General features: G+C 55.9%; 15 protein-coding genes and 1 riboswitch. Of the genes, 11 read left to right on the forward strand and 4 right to left on the reverse strand.

All coding sequences use genetic code 11. The features are described from left to right. Positions 1 to 6: 6 nt before the first annotated feature. Positions 7 to 663, reverse strand: coding sequence for a phosphatase PAP2 family protein (locus ET33_RS39705; RefSeq protein WP_235206683.1), 657 nt, complete (start codon positions 661 to 663; stop codon positions 7 to 9). 101 nt (positions 664 to 764) lie between these two features. Beyond that, a complete protein-coding gene (locus ET33_RS10020) occupies positions 765 to 1,247 on the reverse strand; it encodes a thioredoxin family protein (protein WP_036680164.1) in 483 nt (160 codons plus the stop codon). Between the two features lie 166 nt (positions 1,248 to 1,413). Between ET33_RS10020 and ET33_RS10025 the strand changes: the two genes are divergently transcribed. The 7 genes from ET33_RS10025 (at position 1,414) to ET33_RS10055 (ending at position 10,826) form a co-directional block, all read left to right on the forward strand. Further along, positions 1,414 to 3,030, forward strand: a complete 1,617-nt coding sequence (locus ET33_RS10025) for a hypothetical protein (RefSeq protein ID WP_036680167.1) — start codon at positions 1,414 to 1,416, stop codon at positions 3,028 to 3,030. A gap of 14 nt (positions 3,031 to 3,044) precedes the next feature. Further along, the gene (locus ET33_RS10030) at positions 3,045 to 4,541 is read left to right on the forward strand and encodes an RsmB/NOP family class I SAM-dependent RNA methyltransferase (protein WP_051775230.1); all 1,497 of its coding nucleotides are present in this window, start codon (positions 3,045 to 3,047) and stop codon (positions 4,539 to 4,541) included. A gap of 2 nt (positions 4,542 to 4,543) precedes the next feature. After that, a complete protein-coding gene (locus ET33_RS10035) occupies positions 4,544 to 5,287 on the forward strand; it encodes a pseudouridine synthase (RefSeq protein WP_036680169.1) in 744 nt (247 codons plus the stop codon). Positions 5,288 to 5,335: 48 nt separating this feature from the next. Then, positions 5,336 to 6,151 (forward strand): Cof-type HAD-IIB family hydrolase, encoded by an 816-nt coding sequence (locus tag ET33_RS10040; protein ID WP_036680171.1) that lies wholly within the window; start codon positions 5,336 to 5,338, stop codon positions 6,149 to 6,151. 81 nt (positions 6,152 to 6,232) lie between these two features. Continuing rightward, entirely contained in the window at positions 6,233 to 7,273 is a 1,041-nt protein-coding gene (locus ET33_RS10045) for a hypothetical protein (RefSeq protein ID WP_036680174.1), read from the forward strand. 59 nt (positions 7,274 to 7,332) lie between these two features. Beyond that, a riboswitch (FMN riboswitch) is annotated at positions 7,333 to 7,482 on the forward strand. A gap of 142 nt (positions 7,483 to 7,624) precedes the next feature. After that, entirely contained in the window at positions 7,625 to 8,578 is a 954-nt protein-coding gene (locus ET33_RS10050; protein ID WP_036680179.1) for a DMT family transporter, read from the forward strand. Between the two features lie 214 nt (positions 8,579 to 8,792). Continuing rightward, the gene (locus tag ET33_RS10055) at positions 8,793 to 10,826 is read left to right on the forward strand and encodes a methyl-accepting chemotaxis protein (RefSeq protein ID WP_051775231.1); all 2,034 of its coding nucleotides are present in this window, start codon (positions 8,793 to 8,795) and stop codon (positions 10,824 to 10,826) included. Positions 10,827 to 10,912: 86 nt separating this feature from the next. Here the strand turns inward: ET33_RS10055 and ET33_RS10060 are convergent, their stop codons facing one another. Next, on the reverse strand, positions 10,913 to 12,301 hold the full coding sequence (locus tag ET33_RS10060) for an RsmB/NOP family class I SAM-dependent RNA methyltransferase (protein WP_036680181.1): 1,389 nt from the start codon (positions 12,299 to 12,301) through the stop codon (positions 10,913 to 10,915). A 123-nt stretch (positions 12,302 to 12,424) separates the two neighbouring features. Here ET33_RS10060 and queD point away from each other — a divergent pair, with 123 nt between their 5' ends. From queD to queC, 3 genes are read left to right on the forward strand one after another with little or no spacing between them, the layout of a single operon-like run. Further along, positions 12,425 to 12,901 carry a 6-carboxytetrahydropterin synthase QueD gene (gene queD / locus ET33_RS10065; RefSeq protein WP_036680183.1) on the forward strand — a complete coding sequence of 159 codons (477 nt, stop codon included), beginning with the start codon at positions 12,425 to 12,427 and terminating at the stop codon, positions 12,899 to 12,901. Continuing rightward, complete coding sequence (locus ET33_RS10070) at positions 12,898 to 13,572, forward strand: 7-carboxy-7-deazaguanine synthase QueE (RefSeq protein ID WP_036680186.1); 675 nt, start codon at positions 12,898 to 12,900, stop codon at positions 13,570 to 13,572. Before queD ends, ET33_RS10070 begins: the two co-directional genes overlap by 4 nt. A 24-nt stretch (positions 13,573 to 13,596) precedes the next feature. Further along, positions 13,597 to 14,280 carry a 7-cyano-7-deazaguanine synthase QueC gene (gene queC / locus ET33_RS10075; protein ID WP_036680187.1) on the forward strand — a complete coding sequence of 228 codons (684 nt, stop codon included), beginning with the start codon at positions 13,597 to 13,599 and terminating at the stop codon, positions 14,278 to 14,280. A gap of 67 nt (positions 14,281 to 14,347) precedes the next feature. On the opposite strand, the gene ET33_RS10080 is transcribed toward queC, so the two are convergent. Beyond that, a complete protein-coding gene (locus ET33_RS10080) occupies positions 14,348 to 15,922 on the reverse strand; it encodes a M4 family metallopeptidase (protein WP_036680188.1) in 1,575 nt (524 codons plus the stop codon). A gap of 862 nt (positions 15,923 to 16,784) precedes the next feature. On the opposite strand from ET33_RS10080, the gene ET33_RS39710 reads away from it, so the two are divergent. Then, positions 16,785 to 16,871: a putative holin-like toxin gene (locus ET33_RS39710; RefSeq protein WP_220389033.1), complete on the forward strand. Its 87-nt coding sequence runs from the start codon at positions 16,785 to 16,787 to the stop codon at positions 16,869 to 16,871. The last annotated feature ends 88 nt before the right edge of the window (positions 16,872 to 16,959 follow it).

A 16,959-nucleotide genomic window follows, 5' to 3' on the forward strand; every position in this document is an offset into this window, starting at 1 on the left:
CCGGCGTTAGGACCGGCGCGAGACGAGAACGGCTTGCAGCCCGACCCCGCACACGGTAAGCCATGCCGCTCCGGCGGCAAATCCGGCGACAACGTCGCTTGGATAATGAACCCCCAAGTAAATGCGGCTTACGCCGATCATGATGATCAGACAACCGGCCGTTACGGCGATCAGCAGCTTCAGAGCAGGAGATTTGACAAACATCAAGAAGAGCATAGCCAGCATGCCGTAGAAGACGATCGACGCCATGGAATGTCCGCTCGGGAAGCTGTAGCCCGTCTCTTCAACGATCCGGTGCAGCATCGGCCGCTGCCGTTCGAAAATTTGCTTCAATAGCTGGTTGAACAGCATGCCGCCGGTAACGGCCACCATGAAAAAAAGAGCTTCCCACTTCTTCTTCCGCCACACCATCAGAGATACGCTAACGAGCAGCAGGACGAACAAGGTCTGGAACGATCCGAGCTCGGTAATCCCCTTCATCCATATAGTCAGCTTAGGACTGATATAGGATTGAATCCAATCGATATAGGTCCGGTCAAAGCGCTCCAGTTGATTTTCCTGTAAATCGTGTGCGAACTTCACGAAGATCAGAAGCGACAGCAGCACGATGACGACCGCGGTCAATATATATTTTCCGGTCAGCCATTCTTGTTTGGGTTGCATAGGGGCCGTGCAGCTCCTTTTGAAAAAAATGAAATAAAAGAAGCAGCGGACGCATCCGCTGCTTCGGGGTATCCTTGGGCGTCCACCGACAGCCGGCAGGATTATTTTTTATGCTTTTCGAAAAAGGCTTTGAACGTTTCGGCTTTTTGTTCCCCGACGAGACGCTCGACTTCTTTACCGCCTTTATAATAAATCAGGGTGGGAGTTGCTTCTATGTTGTATTTTTGCCATCCGTCCTTGAACTCTTCCAGATTGAATTGCTTGACGTCGATGTTGAAATCCTTGGCAACGGGCATAAGCACAGGCGTTGTCACCTTGCAGTGCGGGCACGTCGAACCGAAATAATACAGGTAGAAGTCTTCCTGACCTGTGATCTTCTTGTCAAGCGCGGCAGGCAAAATGATGTTTTGGTAGTTCGGATCGTCCAGAAGCGCCAGCGTGGCGGGATTCAGCTTGTCCGGCGCAACGCCGTATACGTTGTTCGCGTACTTTCCGAATTTCGCCTGATTGGATTGTTGATTGACAAAATAAAGAGCTCCGAACAAAACGACGATAATGGCTAAAAAGATACCTAACTTTTTCATGATTCCCCTCTTCCTACCGAGATAAATGGTCACTCTAAAAACATTCGTTACTTATGCAAAGTTTCCTCCTTCTATCATACAATAAAATTGAAGGATTTTCGACATTGGCGTGGAATACATGGGTAGACTAGGGACGTCCAAGAGAATGGCGGGGGAACGTTAGACTATGAAACGCATCATCGAAGTTCTCGGCAAGCGGGAAAACGCCATATTTCTCGGAGTAGGCGGCGTGCTGCTGCTAGGCGGATTGGTATGTGGCGCTATGTTCTGGAACGCCGGGGCCGTGGGGCCCTCGGTTCCACCCGTTCAGATCGAACCGTCGGGGGAAAAGGCCAAAGTGATCTCCGATCCGGATGCCTATCGCGCTCAAGATTCCGCGTCCGATTTTTCGGCGCTGGAGGTCACCAGAACCAAAATAAACAAAGGATTTATGGCAACGGTAAAACAAGGACGGGTACTGGAGCAGGCTGCGGCGCCGGACGGCGTCACCATGGTATACCTTGTCCAGCGCAGCAAAACAGGCGATAACGGAAGTAGCTCTCGGATCGATGCGCTGTGGATGGACCCGCAAAGCGAGTCGGCCGAGAGTGCGCCGATTGCCCAGATCGCGGGGACGGACGAAGACGTGATCCGGCGTTCGACCCGATTGTGCGGATTTATGAATAAAGATGAGTTTGTCTACACGACCGTGAAAAACGAAGGAAACGAGCTTGTGTATTACGTCAATCGCTTCTCGATGAAGCAGCGCACGGTGACGCCGCTTCTGGAGCTGTATCGGCAAGAATCGAACGGGCGGACCGCGCCGGCGGTGCTGGAAGCCAAGCTTGCGCCGGATAAGCGGCATGTGCTGGTCCGTGACGAGCGAAGCGGGATCGCAAGCTACGATTTGAAGACCGGAGCGCAGGCCCGGATCGTTCCCGCCTCCGAGGCCGTACGGGCCGGGGAAAGTTTTCTGCTGGCGCCGGATGCGGGCGTGGGGCTCTATGCCGCAAGCCGCTTTCAAAGCGATCTATGGTGGATCGATTGGAATATCGGGGCAGCCAAGCAGCCGTTTGCAGCCGAACCGGGATTTGTGGACGCGGGGATGGATGCGGGACGGAAGGTGATTTATTATAATTGGACCTACGACCGGAAGCCCGAGCTGGCGCTGGCAGGGAATAAACGAACGCTGCTTGCCTCGTCCGGCGTGCAGCTTGCCGATCTGAAAGCCAATCCGCTCAAGCGATTCAGCCTGCCGAAAGGCTCGAAGGAGCACCTGGAATTTGGAGGCTACAATGAGGAGCGGAAAACGGTGCTGCTGCATCAATTTCAATTGGACCGGGCAGCCGCACCGAACGGAACCGCGGCTGTGGTCAAGAAAACAACCGCGTGGCTGCTCGGGGATCTGAAGACCGGAACGATGCAGCCGCTCCAGCAGGTGGAGGTGCCCGACGGGTGGGAGCTAAAGGACATGGCGTTCGGCAGCGTCCTGATGGACGGCGGCAGCGATACGCCGGCGGAGCAAGTATTCGTCAATATGCAGGACCGGACCTATTACAGGGCGAAGTGGAAGACGAAGCAGCCGGTGGTGCTGCCGGAGGAGGACCTTGTCTTGTTCGCTGACGAGCCGGGCAAGCGGGTGTTCGTCAGTTCGCTCACGCGGCCGGATCTGGTCGTTGCGGCCCTGAATTATAAAAAGTACAATTGGGATAATCAAGAGTTCGCGTGGTTGAACGGGCATTGGATGTCGCGGTACTACAAGGCGGCGGAAGGCGATAAAATCTTTTTCTTCCAGATTAACTGAAACGAGTGACGACAATGACGGAGCCGATGCTGCCGGAAGCATTTAAACAAAAAATGGAAGGCTTGCTGGAGGCCGAATATTCGGCCTTTCTGGCGTCTTATGGGGAGGAGCGGCATTACGGCCTGCGCGTCAATACGCTCAAATTGTCCGTAGAGCAGTTTCGCGGCTTGACCCGGCTGGAGCTCGAACCGGTTCCATGGGCGGCAACCGGCTTTTACTACCGGGAAGGAGACGGGCGGCCGGGAAAGCATCCGCACTACCATGCAGGGCTGTATTACATTCAAGAGCCGAGCGCGATGGCTCCGGCCGAGCTGCTTGACGTCCGCCCTGGCGAAAGGGTACTGGATTTATGTGCTGCGCCGGGCGGAAAAACGACGCAGCTTGCGGCCAAGCTGCAAGGAACCGGGCTGATCGTAGCGAACGATGTGCATCCGGACCGGGTGAAGGCGCTGGTGAAAAACATTGAGCTGAGCGGCGTACGCAACGCCGTCGTGCTGAACGAAGATCCGGCGAAGCTGGAAGGAGCCTTCGCCGGCTACTTTGACAAGATTCTGATCGATGCGCCCTGCTCGGGCGAAGGCATGTTCCGCAAGGAAGAGGATATGGCCAAAGTCTGGCGGCCGGACTGGCCGGAGAAATACGCCGAGATGCAGCGGACGCTGCTGAAGCAGGCGGCCGGCATGCTGAAGCTGGGCGGCTTGATGGTGTACTCGACCTGTACGTTCTCGCCGGAGGAGAACGAGGCGATGATCGCCGCGTTTCTGGACGAGCACCCGGCGTTTGCGGTCGAGCCCGCCCCCGCCTTCGGCGGCTGGGCGCCCGGTCGGCCGGACTGGCTCGGCACGCGCTACGCCCGCGGGGCCGAAACGGCCGGCGCTGCGCGCCTGTGGCCGCACCGGCTCGCGGGCGAGGGCCACTTCGCGGCCGCGTTGCGCCGCCGCGGCGAGCCCGCGCCCATGGCGGCGGCGGAGCCTGCGCCCGGCGACCGCCCGGGGCGGCCCGCGAAGCCGGCCCGCCGCGGAGCCGCCGGCGCAGGGCGCGCGCCGGCGCGGGGCGCTGCCGCGGACCCGCGCGAGGCGCTGGCCCGCTTCGCGGCGGAGCAGCTGGCCACGGCGCCGTACGGCGCGGCCGAGCTCGAATGCCGCGGCGAGCACGTGTACGCCGCGCCGGCGGGGCTGCCGCCGCTGGACGGCATCCGGGTCATCCGCCCCGGATGGTACCTCGGCAGCGTAACCAAGCAGCGCTTCACGCCTTCGCACGCGCTGGCGATGGGACTGCGCGCGGAGGAGGCGCTGCGCACGGTGACGTTCACGGCCGACGATCCGCGGGCCGTACGGTATTTGAAGGGCGAGACGCTGGAGCTTGCCCCAGGCGAGCTTCGTACCGCAACGGACGGCGTACCTGCTAAAGGATATGCGCTCGTGTGCATCGACGGGTATCCCGTCGGCTGGGCGAAAGTACAGGACGGGATGCTGAAGAATGAATATCCCCCCGGTTGGAGGTGGACCTAACAATGAAAGCAACGCTTCGTCTGGACAAGCTGCTGGCTCATACGGGCTTCGGCACCCGCAGCGAAATCAAACAGCTCGTGAAGCGCGGCTTCGTCAGCGTCGACGGCAAAACGGCGAAGGATAGCGGAATGCAAGTGAATCCCGAGCGGGATCGCATTACGGTCGACGGAGAACCGGTGGTCTACCGTGAATTTGTATACCTGATGCTGCATAAGCCGCAAGGCGTCGTGTCGGCGACGGAAGATACGAGGGACCGGACCGTGCTCGATTTGCTGGACGAGCAGTACTCGCATTTTGACGTATTCCCGGTTGGACGGCTGGATAAAGACACCGAAGGGCTGCTGCTGCTGACGAACGACGGCAAGCTGGCGCACAACCTGCTATCGCCGCGAAAGCATGTTCCAAAAACGTATTATGCCGAAGTGAACGGCGCCGTTGACAAAAGCGACATTGAAGCGTTCGCGCGCGGTGTCACACTCGATGACGGCTATGTGACGATGCCGGCTGAATTGATCGTGCTGCACTGCGGCTGCCCCGAAGCGGGCGAGCTTTCCCGCATTGAATTGACCATACATGAAGGCAAGTTTCATCAGGTGAAACGCATGTTTCAAGCCGTCGGCAAGCAGGTAACCTATCTGAAACGGCTGTCCATGGGGCCGCTGAAGCTCGACCCGGCGCTGCCGCTCGGGCAGTCGCGGGAATTGACGGAAGCAGAGCGGCAAAGCCTGCAGGCCCATGGGGAATAGCTTTTCAACCTACTATAGAGAGAAGAAGTACAAGGGAGCGGAGAAGAAATGAACTATCGCATCATTGCGCTTGACGTGGACGGTACGCTTTTAAACGACGACTATGAAGTAACAGACAAAACGGTGGAAACGCTGCGCGCGGCGCACGAAGCGGGGGCCCGGATCGTATTATGTACCGGCCGGGGCCCAGCCAATGCAATCCCGGTGCTGGAGCGTCTGGGCCTTACCGGCGTGCTGATCACGCATAACGGGGCGGCGACCGTCGAGACGCCGGGGCCGAAGCTGCTGCATCAATTCGGCTTCGAGGTGCAGGAGCTTGCGGAGCTCATCCGTTACTGCCGCGAACAGAAGGTGCATTTTGACGTGAACACCGCGCTGGATATGTTCGTCGAGAAAGTAGGCGAGCGGGAAGCGGCGATGTACGAAAAATATATGGTTTCTCCCGAAAGGGTGGAGGACGTGCTGAGCATGACCGTTCCGCTCGTGAAGCTTACGATGTTCGGGTCGGAGGAAGAGATGGACGCGGTCGAGCGGGACTTGGCGCGAGTATCGCTGCCTCCTACCGTTCATGCGCTGAGAAGCGGGGTGCACTTTGTCGACGTGATGTCGAAGGAAGTGTCCAAAGGTCGCGCGCTGCAGGCGCTCGCCGCCCAATGGGATATTGCTCCCGAACACATCGTTGCCATGGGCAACTATTACAACGACATTGATATGATCCGGTTTGCCGGGCTCGGGATAGCGATGGACAATTCGCCGGACGCGGTCAAAGAGGCCGCCGATGCCGTCACGCTGTCCAATAACGACGACGGCGTGCACGAAGCGCTGCGCCGTTACGTGCTCCCTTCGGGAGAGCTCCGCGCATAGTTTTCCGTCAGGGAAGGACATGCTATGAGGGTAGAAAACTCCGCACTGCGCGAGTGCATAACCTGATTGGAGGAGACCCGAATGACGCATGTCAGCTTAAGACCGGATCTGAGGACGGCGGGCGGCGAAGTCAGCGACATCTTGTTCAAAAATCGGTTTGTGGGCACGTTAACTCTCGTCTTTCGTGAATCCGACCGAATCGCAGGCGCGCTCCAATTGGAGAAGGAAGTGCTTGACGACGCGGAGAAAGACGAAGTGTTCGATGCGGTCCACCGGTATGTGGACTCCCTGCTGGACGCGCTGCAGGCAAAAGGGTGCGAGGTAATGGTCACCTACAGCAGCTTTGACCATGTGATCGCTTCGGAACGGGAAGCGGAAACCTATGCCGGGGTTGTCTCGACGGAAGAAGATTTTGATTACGACTCGGATTGGATCGATAACGATACACGTCTTGAAGACGAGCCCCCTTGGGAGCGGAACGACTTCACCATGGCGGATTTCGAGCTGGTGCTGGTCGGCGAAGACGAGGACGGACTGGAATACCATCTCTACGATCGAGACGAAGATTTTGTCGCCGAGATATTTCTCCAAGTCGAGGACCGCGAAGCGACCGGCACGGTCTATTGGATGATCGAACCTGACGAAGCCGAGCTGGATATCGCTGCCGATCTGCTTGTGCTTGATTTCGACGAGGACGAAGTAGACCGTTTCGAAATTGCAATGAGCTTCGACAACGAGATTTTCGAAGTGATCCAGCTGACCCACGAGGATTTGCTGGCGGAGGAGGACGACTCCGAGGTACTGTGGAGCGGAGGCGACGGAGACAAACCTTATACGGTTATGCTCGTTAGGGATGACGGGGGAGTGCTGACCTACGAAATTTACCAGCAGGCCCGGGGCGGTCTTCCGATCGGCTCGGCCACGGTGGATATCAGCGAGCGCCAGTTGACCGGCTTTATCGATTTCCGCGAGCCCGGCAGCACCGACGACCGGGAGCTGATCGCCACCTTGCTGATGGAGGAGCTTGATAAGGAGAAAGATTACTCCGCGCTCAACTTGTCCATGATGCACAACAACCGGCTGATCGAAGAAGTGCTGTTCGAAACGGAGAACGTCCATTAGTTGCAAAAAAAGGCTTGCTGAAAGCGAAAAGCATATGATAAAATGCTTTCTAATTGAATTAGGACCTTCGGGGCAGGGTGAAAATCCCGACCGGCGGTGAAGGCTCGCTCAGAGCTTAAGCCCGCGACTCGTCGATTTCGGTGCGAAATGACGACTGACTTGGTGCAATTCCAAGGCCGACGGTATAGTCCGGATGGGAGAAGGTCACAAAGTAGGCATACCGGTTTGATTCGTTTTGTAAAAAAACGGCTCATGGTGAGCTTATTTGCATATGCCCCGTTATCTTAACCGATAGCGGGGCTGACTTCTTTTCGAAGGGTCCTGTTCAAACACCTTGGGAGGTTGTTGAATATGGACAGAGTTTCTGCTGTCGGGTTAAACGGCCGTGTTGCTACGGCCAAAGCAAGCGTGCGGAGCGGACTATGGCTGGTCGTGCTCGGCTCGGCATTATGGGGCGTCGACCCTTTATTTCGTAGATTGCTGCTTGAATCGCTTACTTCTACGCAAATTGTTTTGATCGAGCACGTGCTGCTGCTCGTCTACGCTTTGCCCGTCGTCTGGCTGCACAGGCAGGAGCTGCGCGGCCTGAAGCTGCGCCATCTGATGGCTCTGCTGTTCATCTCGTGGGGCGGCTCGGCTCTGGCGACGATCCTGTTTACTTCGGCCTTCGCCCACGGCAATCCGAATGCCGTGCTGCTGCTGCAAAAGCTGCAGCCGCTGTTTGCGATCATTCTGGCCCGGATCGCGCTGAAAGAAAGCCTGCCGCGGCGCTTTGCGCTGCTCTTGATTCTCGCTTTGCTCGGCACCTATCTGCTGACGTTCGGCTGGAAGCCTTCGGTCGGGCATTGGGGCGATATCGCGACTTGGAGCGGCTTGCTCTCCATCGGAGCAGCTGCGCTATGGGGCGGCTCGACGGTGATGGGAAGGCTGCTGCTTGGTCAAATGAAGTTCGAGACGGTGACGGCTCTCCGTTTCCTGCTGGCGCTGCCGCTGCTTCTGGCTTTGTCGGCGGGCCAGGGAATGGCGCTCGTTCAGCTTGCGCACTCGATTGCTTGGGGTGCGGTGATCGTTAATTTGGTTATGGGCGCTTTCATCCCGGGACTGCTCAGCCTCTTACTCTACTACCGGGGACTGACCGATACGAAAGCTTCCTATGCGACGCTTGCCGAGCTGTCTTTTCCGGCGGTCGGCTTGCTGATCAACTGGCTAGTGTTCCAAGAAGCCGTTACGCCGGACCAACTGGTCGGCTTCGTCATTATATGGGCCGCATTGTTCGGTCTTTCGCGTCAGAGCCAAAGCGAGTGAAAAATAGATTGTCCTTCGGGACAGTTTCCAGCCTGTTGAGACCCTCAACAGGCTATTTTCTTTTGTTTTCGTGATTTATTCATTCACCGCGTTAAGGTCTCGAAATACATCGATTGTAAAAAAATACCGTTAAAAATTAGGTTGTCATCTGTCGACATTATAATGGGACATCGTTCCAGTATTTAATAAATTTCATCTAAGGGCGGGCAGAACAATGAATAGGTTACAGATTTGGAGCAAATGGAAAGAACTTACGAAAGACAAAGTATTTTTTACGATTAAAAACAAACTCATCTTCACTTTTATAGTCATACTGCTAGTTCCTACGATACTGCTCTCGTATGTTTCGTATCAAACGGCAAGGCAAAACGTGGACAGCCAAATGGTCAGCACGTCGAAGGAAGCCGTCAAGCTGATCGATGCCTTATTGAACGATTTTTTCGCGTCCAAGAAGCAGCAGGTTGATGCTTTGTCACGGATTGTCGACTTAAGCGCCGTAAAAGCGGCGGACAACTCTAATATCGGGGTGCAGGATTCGGTGCATCGCCAGCTTCTGATGTACCGAGAAATCGAAAAGGATGCCGACATGGTGTTCGTCGGCACCAAGAACGGCTTGTATATGGATTCCGCCGACGTGACCAAAATGGCCGCCGATTACGATCCTCGCGAGCGTGCCTGGTTTAAGCAAGCGGTAGAAAACAAGGGCAAGGCCATCATCACCTCTCCCTATATCTCCTCGGCCACGGGGAATCTGGTGTTCACCGTTGCGAAAGAAACGGCCGACGGCCGGGGCGTCGTTGCCATGTCGATCTCGACCAAAAAACTTGCCGAAATTACCCGTACGGTAAGCATCGGCAAGGAAGGGTTTGTTTTCATTTCGGATCAGGACCGGAAATACGTGTATCATCCTACCAGCGAAATCGGAAGTCCGATGCCCGAGGGCGAGATGACGAGCGACTTGTACAAAACCGATACAGGATATTTCCAGTACAAGATGGACGGCGCATTGAAGAAAATGGTTTTCTCCACCAATGCATCTTCGGGTTGGAAAATCGGCGGCACTATGTATGAATCGGAAATTGCCGATGCGGCTTCTCCGATTTTGAAATCTACACTCATCGTGCTGGTTTTGTCCACATTGATCGGCTCTTTGATGGTGGCTGCCATTATTTTCTCCATTCTGAAGCCGCTGCGGAAAATAAACGAAGCTTCGCTGTTGATCAGCGAAGGCGATTTGACGAAACAAATCGAGATCGCCCGTGCCGACGAACTGGGGACATTAAGCTCGAACTTTAATAAAATGGCTTCGTCGCTTCGTGCCTTGATCTACAAAGTCAACGACAATGCGATGCAGCTTGCCGCGTCCGCCGAAGAGCTGTCGGCCGGCTCCGAGCAAATTACGGAAGCGGGCAAGCAGGTCGCTCAGGCGGTTCAAGAAATCGCCAACGGCTCGGCGCAGCAAGTGGTGCAAATCGGCGAAACGAACCGGGAGATGAACGATATGGCATCCCAACTGCAGGCCATCTCCCATACCACCGACGCCGTCTCCGATTCGGCGCAGCATACGCAAGGGACGGCCCAAGACGGCACGGAAGCGATCCGGACCGTTATCGATCAAATGAATGCCATTGGGCAAAAAGTGAAGACGCTGTCCGACGATGTGACGGGGCTCGGGGACCGTGCCAAGCAAATTGTATCCTTTACAACCGTGATTACGGAAATTGCTTCCCAGACCAACCTGCTTGCGCTGAATGCGTCCATCGAAGCCGCGAGGGCGGGAGAGCAGGGGAAAGGCTTTGCGGTTGTCGCCGCCGAAATCAAGAAATTGGCGGAGCAGTCCAGCGCTTCGGCCAAGCAGATTTCGCAATTGATCGCCGCCATTCAAAAGGATACGGACATGACCGCGGCCAGTATGGAAACGGTGACGCACGAAGTGGAGCAGGGAATGGTTAAGGCGGACATGGCAGGCAGGTCGTTTGAACAAATTCTGAGCTCGTTGGACAGCGTAGCCGTTCAAATCGCCCAGGTCTCGCAGGCGACGCAAGGAATGGCCGCAAATTCCGAAAATGTTTTGAACGCCGTCGATGCCGTATCGCATATTTCCGAAGGCACTGCGGCGTGCATTGAACAAGTGGCGGCAAGCACGGAAGAGCAGCTTGCCTCTATGGAAGAAATCACATCTTCCTCTGCGCTGCTGAGCAAAATGGCGGAAGAGCTTCAAGAAACCGTCGCGAAATTTAAAGTCTAAGCTTTTCATATGCCAAAAGCAGCATGCGATCACAATCGATCGCATGCTGCTTTTTTGCCAAGGGTGTGCATGGTAAGGGAGAGGAATCACCGGCGCAGTCCTTTCGGATAATGGTTTTTGACCTGCGTTCCGGATTGCTTGCCCCAGCCGAGCGGGAAGCCGTCAACGGTGACTAGCGTCCATCCGCTGCGGGCTTCGGGGACGTCTAGGGTCTCCCCCCGGAGGTAGCGTTCCGCTTCGCCGCTTCCCGCGGCCAGCTCGACTGCAAGCCGGGCTTGGGCGGCATCCGTCAGCGCAAGCGCCAAAGCATGCGCTGGCTCCGCACGGTCCTTCTTCACCTCGGCGAGGTGAAGGCCAGGACGCAGCGTCTTGAGCCCCTGAAGCATCGTGCTGCCGAACGGGATGCCGGCTGGCGCGGGCAGCAGGTAGAGCTGCTCGCCGAACAAGACCGGCTCGCCCGGCGGAAGCGCGAATCCCGCAACAAGCGCCTCCTCGGCGAACCGTTGGAACAGCCGCATGGCTGCCTCTTCGGGCCGTCCGGCGCCGCGCCTCGCTTTGCCTGCTTGGCGCATTCGCGGGGCTGCCGAGCCCGTCATCGCCGCATGCGGCTCGTCCGGCGCCCCTTCCAGCTGCAGCACGGCGACAAAATGCCCCTCGCCTTGATGTAGGTGCGGCCAAATGCGCTCCGTCCGTTCGAGCCGCAGCTGCGGATATTGGCGGAGCAGCTCGTGAACCGTACGCTCGTTCTCCTGCTCGTTGAACGTGCACGTGGAATAGGCGAGCCGTCCGCCCGGCTTCAGCATCGTCACCGCGGATTGCAGAATGTCGAGCTGCCGCGCCGCGCACATCTCCACGTGAGCCGGTGACCATTCGGCGATCGCCTCCGGATCTTTGCGGAACATGCCTTCTCCCGAGCAGGGAGCGTCGACCATAATTTTATCGAAAAAGCGGGGGAACCGCTCGGCAAGCTGCTGCGGCGTAGCGCTGACGACGACGGCGTTCGTTACGCCCATCCGCTCGATATTTTCGGATAAGCTCTTGGCGCGGACCGGGTGAATTTCATTGCTGATCAGCAGCCCTTGGCCCGCGAGCTTCCCGGCGATGTGCGTCGATTTCCCGCCCGGCGCGGCGGCGAGGTCGAGAACGACGTCTCCCGGCTGCGGGTCGAGCAGCTCAACGGCAGACATGGCGGACGGCTCTTGGATATAATACAGCCCTGCCGCATGGTAGGGATGCTTTCCGGGCTTCGTTTCTTCCCGGTAATAGAAGCCTGTCTCGCACCAGGGGACGGGCTCCAGCCCGAACGCGTCGCGCAGGCGCTCCACGACGGGGCCGCCGCTCCTCGGATCGATTTTGGCGGGATTCATTCGCAAGCCTTGCGTGCGGGGCTGTTCATAGCTTCGCAGGAACGCTTCGGCGTTTTCTTGCAGCTGCATTTGCATTTGTTGGATATAAGCTTCGGGCAAACGGATCATAGAGGACATGTCGAACTCCTTTTAGACTGTCGGTATCCCTACATTATACAAGCTTCGCCATATTGTGAGAAGCTAAGACTGCATGCTATAATTGTTTGGTCCTTTTGGGAGAGGTGAACGAGAATGACTTACGAAATTCCGAAAAAAGTACAAACGTTAGGCGAAGACATTCAGCGGAGCGAGCTTAAATATCACGACAGGGAAGTACTCGTCTCCAAGGAATTTACGTTCGATAGCGCCCATCATTTGCATTGCTACGAAGGCAAATGCAAAAGCCTGCATGGGCATACGTATAAGCTTCAGGTCGTGATGCGCGGCAAGGTCGACGACCGGGGCATTTCGATCGATTTTGTGGATATCAAGCAAATCGCAAAAGAACGCATCATCGACCGGTTGGATCACCGTTACTTGAATGAAGTGCTGCCGCCGATGAATACGACCGCGGAAAATATGGTCGTCTGGATGTACGAGCAGCTTCGGGAAGCGCTGCGGAGCGAAGGGCTGTTCCCGGCGGTGCGGCTGGAGGAAGTCCGCCTGTGGGAGACGCCGACCAGCTATGCAGCCGTTACGGCGCGCTTGATGGGAGATGATCCGGCATGATCCGGCTGCCGATGGTGGAAATTTTCGAGACGGTCGAGGGGGAGGGCACGCGGGCCGGCTTTCCGACCGTGTTCGTGAGGCTGTTCGGCTGCAATCTACGCTGCACGTGGTGCGATACGAAGTACAGCTATCCACCGGCCGAGGCCGAATTTACGATGACGATCGAGGACATTGTCGCCGAGGCAGGACGTTACCGTTCGCGGCACGTCTGTCTGACCGGGGGCGAGCCGCTGTTGTACGGCGATAAATCCGCGGCGCTCATCGAGGCGCTGGTTGCGACCGGCCGCTACGACGATCTGCATATCGAGACGAACGGCGCCATGGACCTGACGCCCTTTCTGGAGCGGATCGAATCGCCCATAGTTCGCTACATTATGGACTACAAGCTGCCCGATTCGGGTGAAGAGGAACGGATGATCACGGCGAATCTGGCGAAGCTGCGCCCGCAGGACGAGCTGAAGTTCGTGATCGGGAGCGAGCGGGATTTTCATACGGCTAGAGCGCTGCTCGAAGCGTACCCGACCCGGGCGCTGCCGCTGTTCAGCCCGGTATGGGAAACGATGCCTCCGGCCAAGCTGGTCGGTCTGATGCTGGAGCACGGCTTGTCTCGGGTGAAGCTGAACATGCAGATGCATAAAATCATTTGGGACCCTGCGGCCCGCGGGGTATAACCAGGCGAAATGAAGGTGAGAACGATGAAAAAAGCGGTCGTTATTTTGAGCGGGGGGCTGGATAGCACGACCTGCATGGGGATGGCCCAGGACGCCGGGTACGACGTTTACCCGATCACGTTCGATTACGGGCAGCGCCAAAGGCGCGAGATCGAGAACGCGCGGCAGGTGGCCGAATTTTATAAGACAGCGAGTCGCCATAAAGTGATTGCGCTCGGCTTTTTGAAAGAGTTCGGGGGCAGCGCTTTGACCGACGAATCAATTGAGGTTCCGCCGGCCGGCGAGAGCGGTGCGGTCGATTCGGATATTCCCGTGACTTACGTGCCGGGCCGCAATCTGCTTTTTCTCTCGATCGCAACTTCCTACGCGGAGACCATCGGAGCGGAAGCGATCTATATCGGCGTCAACGCGCTTGATTACAGCGGCTACCCGGACTGCCGCCCGGAATTTATCCGGAAGGTGGAGGAAGTGATGGCGCTGGCGACGCGTGTCGGTGTGGAAGGCGGTCCGATTCGCATCGAAACGCCGCTGATTCATTGGACGAAAGCCGAAATTATTCGCGAAGGGATGCGGCTTGGCGTGCCGTATCACTTGACCACCTCATGCTACAACGGGCAGGAGGAAGCGTGCGGCGTTTGCGATAGCTGCCGGCTGCGCTTGAAAGGCTTCGATGAAGCGGGTACGGCCGATCCGATAGCTTATCAATAAAAAAGTTCAAGGGGCTGCCCCTCATTCGTTTGCGAATGGGGGCAGCCCTTTAAGTTACGTTCTTAAATTAGTTCACGCCGACGGCAGTGTATGCTTTTTTAACGGCGTCCACTTGGGCGGAATTCGCTCCGAACGAGTCGGTCGCCGCTTGAATGGCAGCGGCGCGGATGGCCGAAAAGTCCGAAGTCGGAGTCAGGTAATGGGTGAGGGCGTCGTAGAAAATTTGTTCAGCCGCACTGCGCCCGATCCCGTTCACGGTTACGCCATAGTGCGTGCCACCTTGGGCGATCAGGTGGAAGGCTTTGTTATTGATACCGCTGTTCGTATGCACGCCACCGTTATCGGAAGAACCGGTGTAACGGTCTTGATAGCGGTCAGGCTGTCTGTAGAGCTTCGGATTTTCCATAGAACGGAGAGCGCCCGCATTGAGGGTTATCAAGTCGCCGATCAGCCAGTTTTTGCCTTCGATCGCATTCCCGAAAATATCGGAGATCGATTCGTTCAGCGCCCCAGACTCGCCGTAGTATTCCAGACCAGCCGTACTTTCCGTAACGCCGTGAGTCAATTCGTGGCCGATAACGTCCGGATCGGCAGGGAACGATCTGAAGGTTACGCCGTCTCCGTCTCCGTAAACCATCTGCACGCCGTTCCAGAAGGCATTGTTGTATCTGGTGGAGTAGTGCACGCTCGATTTGAGCTGGAGGCCGTTGCCGTCAATGCTGTTGCGGCTAAATTTGTTTTTATAGTAATCGTACACTTTGGCGGTGTAGGCATGCGCGTCGACCGCTGAGCCGTCGTTCCAAATATTGTTTGTACTGGTGAGCAGCGATCCGGGCAGAGATGTCCGGTTTCCTGCGCTGTAAGTAACGATACCTTGTCCGCGAGTCGAATCCTTCAATTGATAGCTGGAGCCGGATTGGGTGGTTGTGAACGTTTTCGTGTCTCCAAGCACGCCTTTTCCGGTGCCCGTAGCGTGAGCGAGGATGTCGTACTTGAACAAAATGCTGCCGTCATCGGCGCTGATGAAGTAGCGCGTGCGGACTGCCTCCGGTTCAAGAACGTTAACCTCCGTCACATAGGCGAGGACCGGCTGTCCGTTGTGCAAGTAAACGTACAGATCCGCTTTTGGCGCCTTTTGCGGTTCACCCAGCTTGCCGACGGCTGCTTCGGTATCTTTCTGGGCAACGGCGATAGCTTGCGCTTCGCTGATTTGCGAACTCAGGCTTTTCGAAACTTGCTGCTGTTGATCGGGAAGCAGGCTGCCGATCAGCGATGTGACTTGTCCTTCTTTGTTGACGTGAATCGTCTGAATGCCGCCGTATACGGGAACGCCTCCCACAAGCTGCTGCAGACGGTAATGCGTGGTTCCTGTTTTCTCGTCGGTCGTTTGCCCGATAATTTTCAATTGTTTTTTCAGATCGACGGATTTGCCGATCTGGAAGCTTTCCTGCTTGGATTCAAGGTACTTCCAGATTTTTTCCTCTCCCGATACGCCTTGCGGCGCGCTCCAGCTTTCCCCGGTAATCAATTTAGGGGCAAAGTTCCCCAACGGAGCGGATTGATCTTGCGGAGCAGCATGCACGGCTTGCACGCTTCCGAGCAAAAATGCTCCTGTAATAACCGATGCCCATACTTTTAACATAAACGTCATCTCTCCTTTTTAATTGTTTTCCAATCGGTTTAGAATGAATTAGAAACTGATTTAACCGATGGCGGGATGCAAAGCAAATTTAAAGCGGGTCTCGTTGAAGGTGATTACAGAAGCAATAATCTGAGGCAAGGCAGGATAAATCGAGTGGAAGCATGAGGCGTGTAAAAACTGAAATAGGGGTGTCGGGTGACGATACAAGGTTTTCGCTAGAAAAGCATCACCTCTTTCATCAAGTGGTTAATTCTTTTGAGGTAAAACTGTAGAGGCTATTCGTAGTTCGTCGAAATGTAAGGTAAAATATTCCAACGAGGACTACTTGATAATTATATTAAACCAATTTTTAAATTTTTCAATACCCTTTTAAGTAAAAATTTTCCTTCTAAACAATAAAGGTTCTTTAGGCCTAAAACATTGGAGGAGACGTCACCTATTTCTTGTCGAAAATTTGATAGAAAAGGGTCTTGTGATCCATATGGGTGGACTATGGTCGATAAGGCGCGTCATTCGTTAAGGGAGAGCCGGTATGAAACCGGCATAAGGGTGCCGTATCGGCGGAGCTTGCTGTCTGGGGGACAGGAGGGCCGGAGTGCGCCGAACGCTTCCTACGTGGCTTGCATAATTTGCAATAGTTCCCGGTTTGGAATCTGCAGAAGCCCTTTGGTGCAGGACCATGCTCCGGATAACGTAAGTTGAGTGTCCTGGAGTCCGTACTGTTCGGTCCCAAGAGCCGTTTGGTTTTTCGGTTGGACAGGCTTACTTTGGGTTCAATGGAATAATATGTTACAATGGAAAAACCACGATAGAAAGGCTTTTAGGGCGGTCGGCTAGCCTCCTGGAACGGAGGTGATGGCCTATGGAGGTATACCAAGCACTTACCTTGATGTTCGGGTTCGGGATGTTCATCTTGACATTGCTAACGTACCTAAACAAAAAGAAATAGACCGCCCTCGGTCAAAGCAGCGGTCCTTTCTTGATCCTTATACAATTTGTCTAAGCCACTGCCCAAAGAAGCGGCTATTGTGCGGGAG

Origin of the sequence: Paenibacillus tyrphae, from assembly GCF_000722545.1 — a bacterium.
Taxonomy (GTDB): Bacteria; Bacillota; Bacilli; order Paenibacillales; family NBRC-103111; genus Paenibacillus_G; species Paenibacillus_G tyrfis.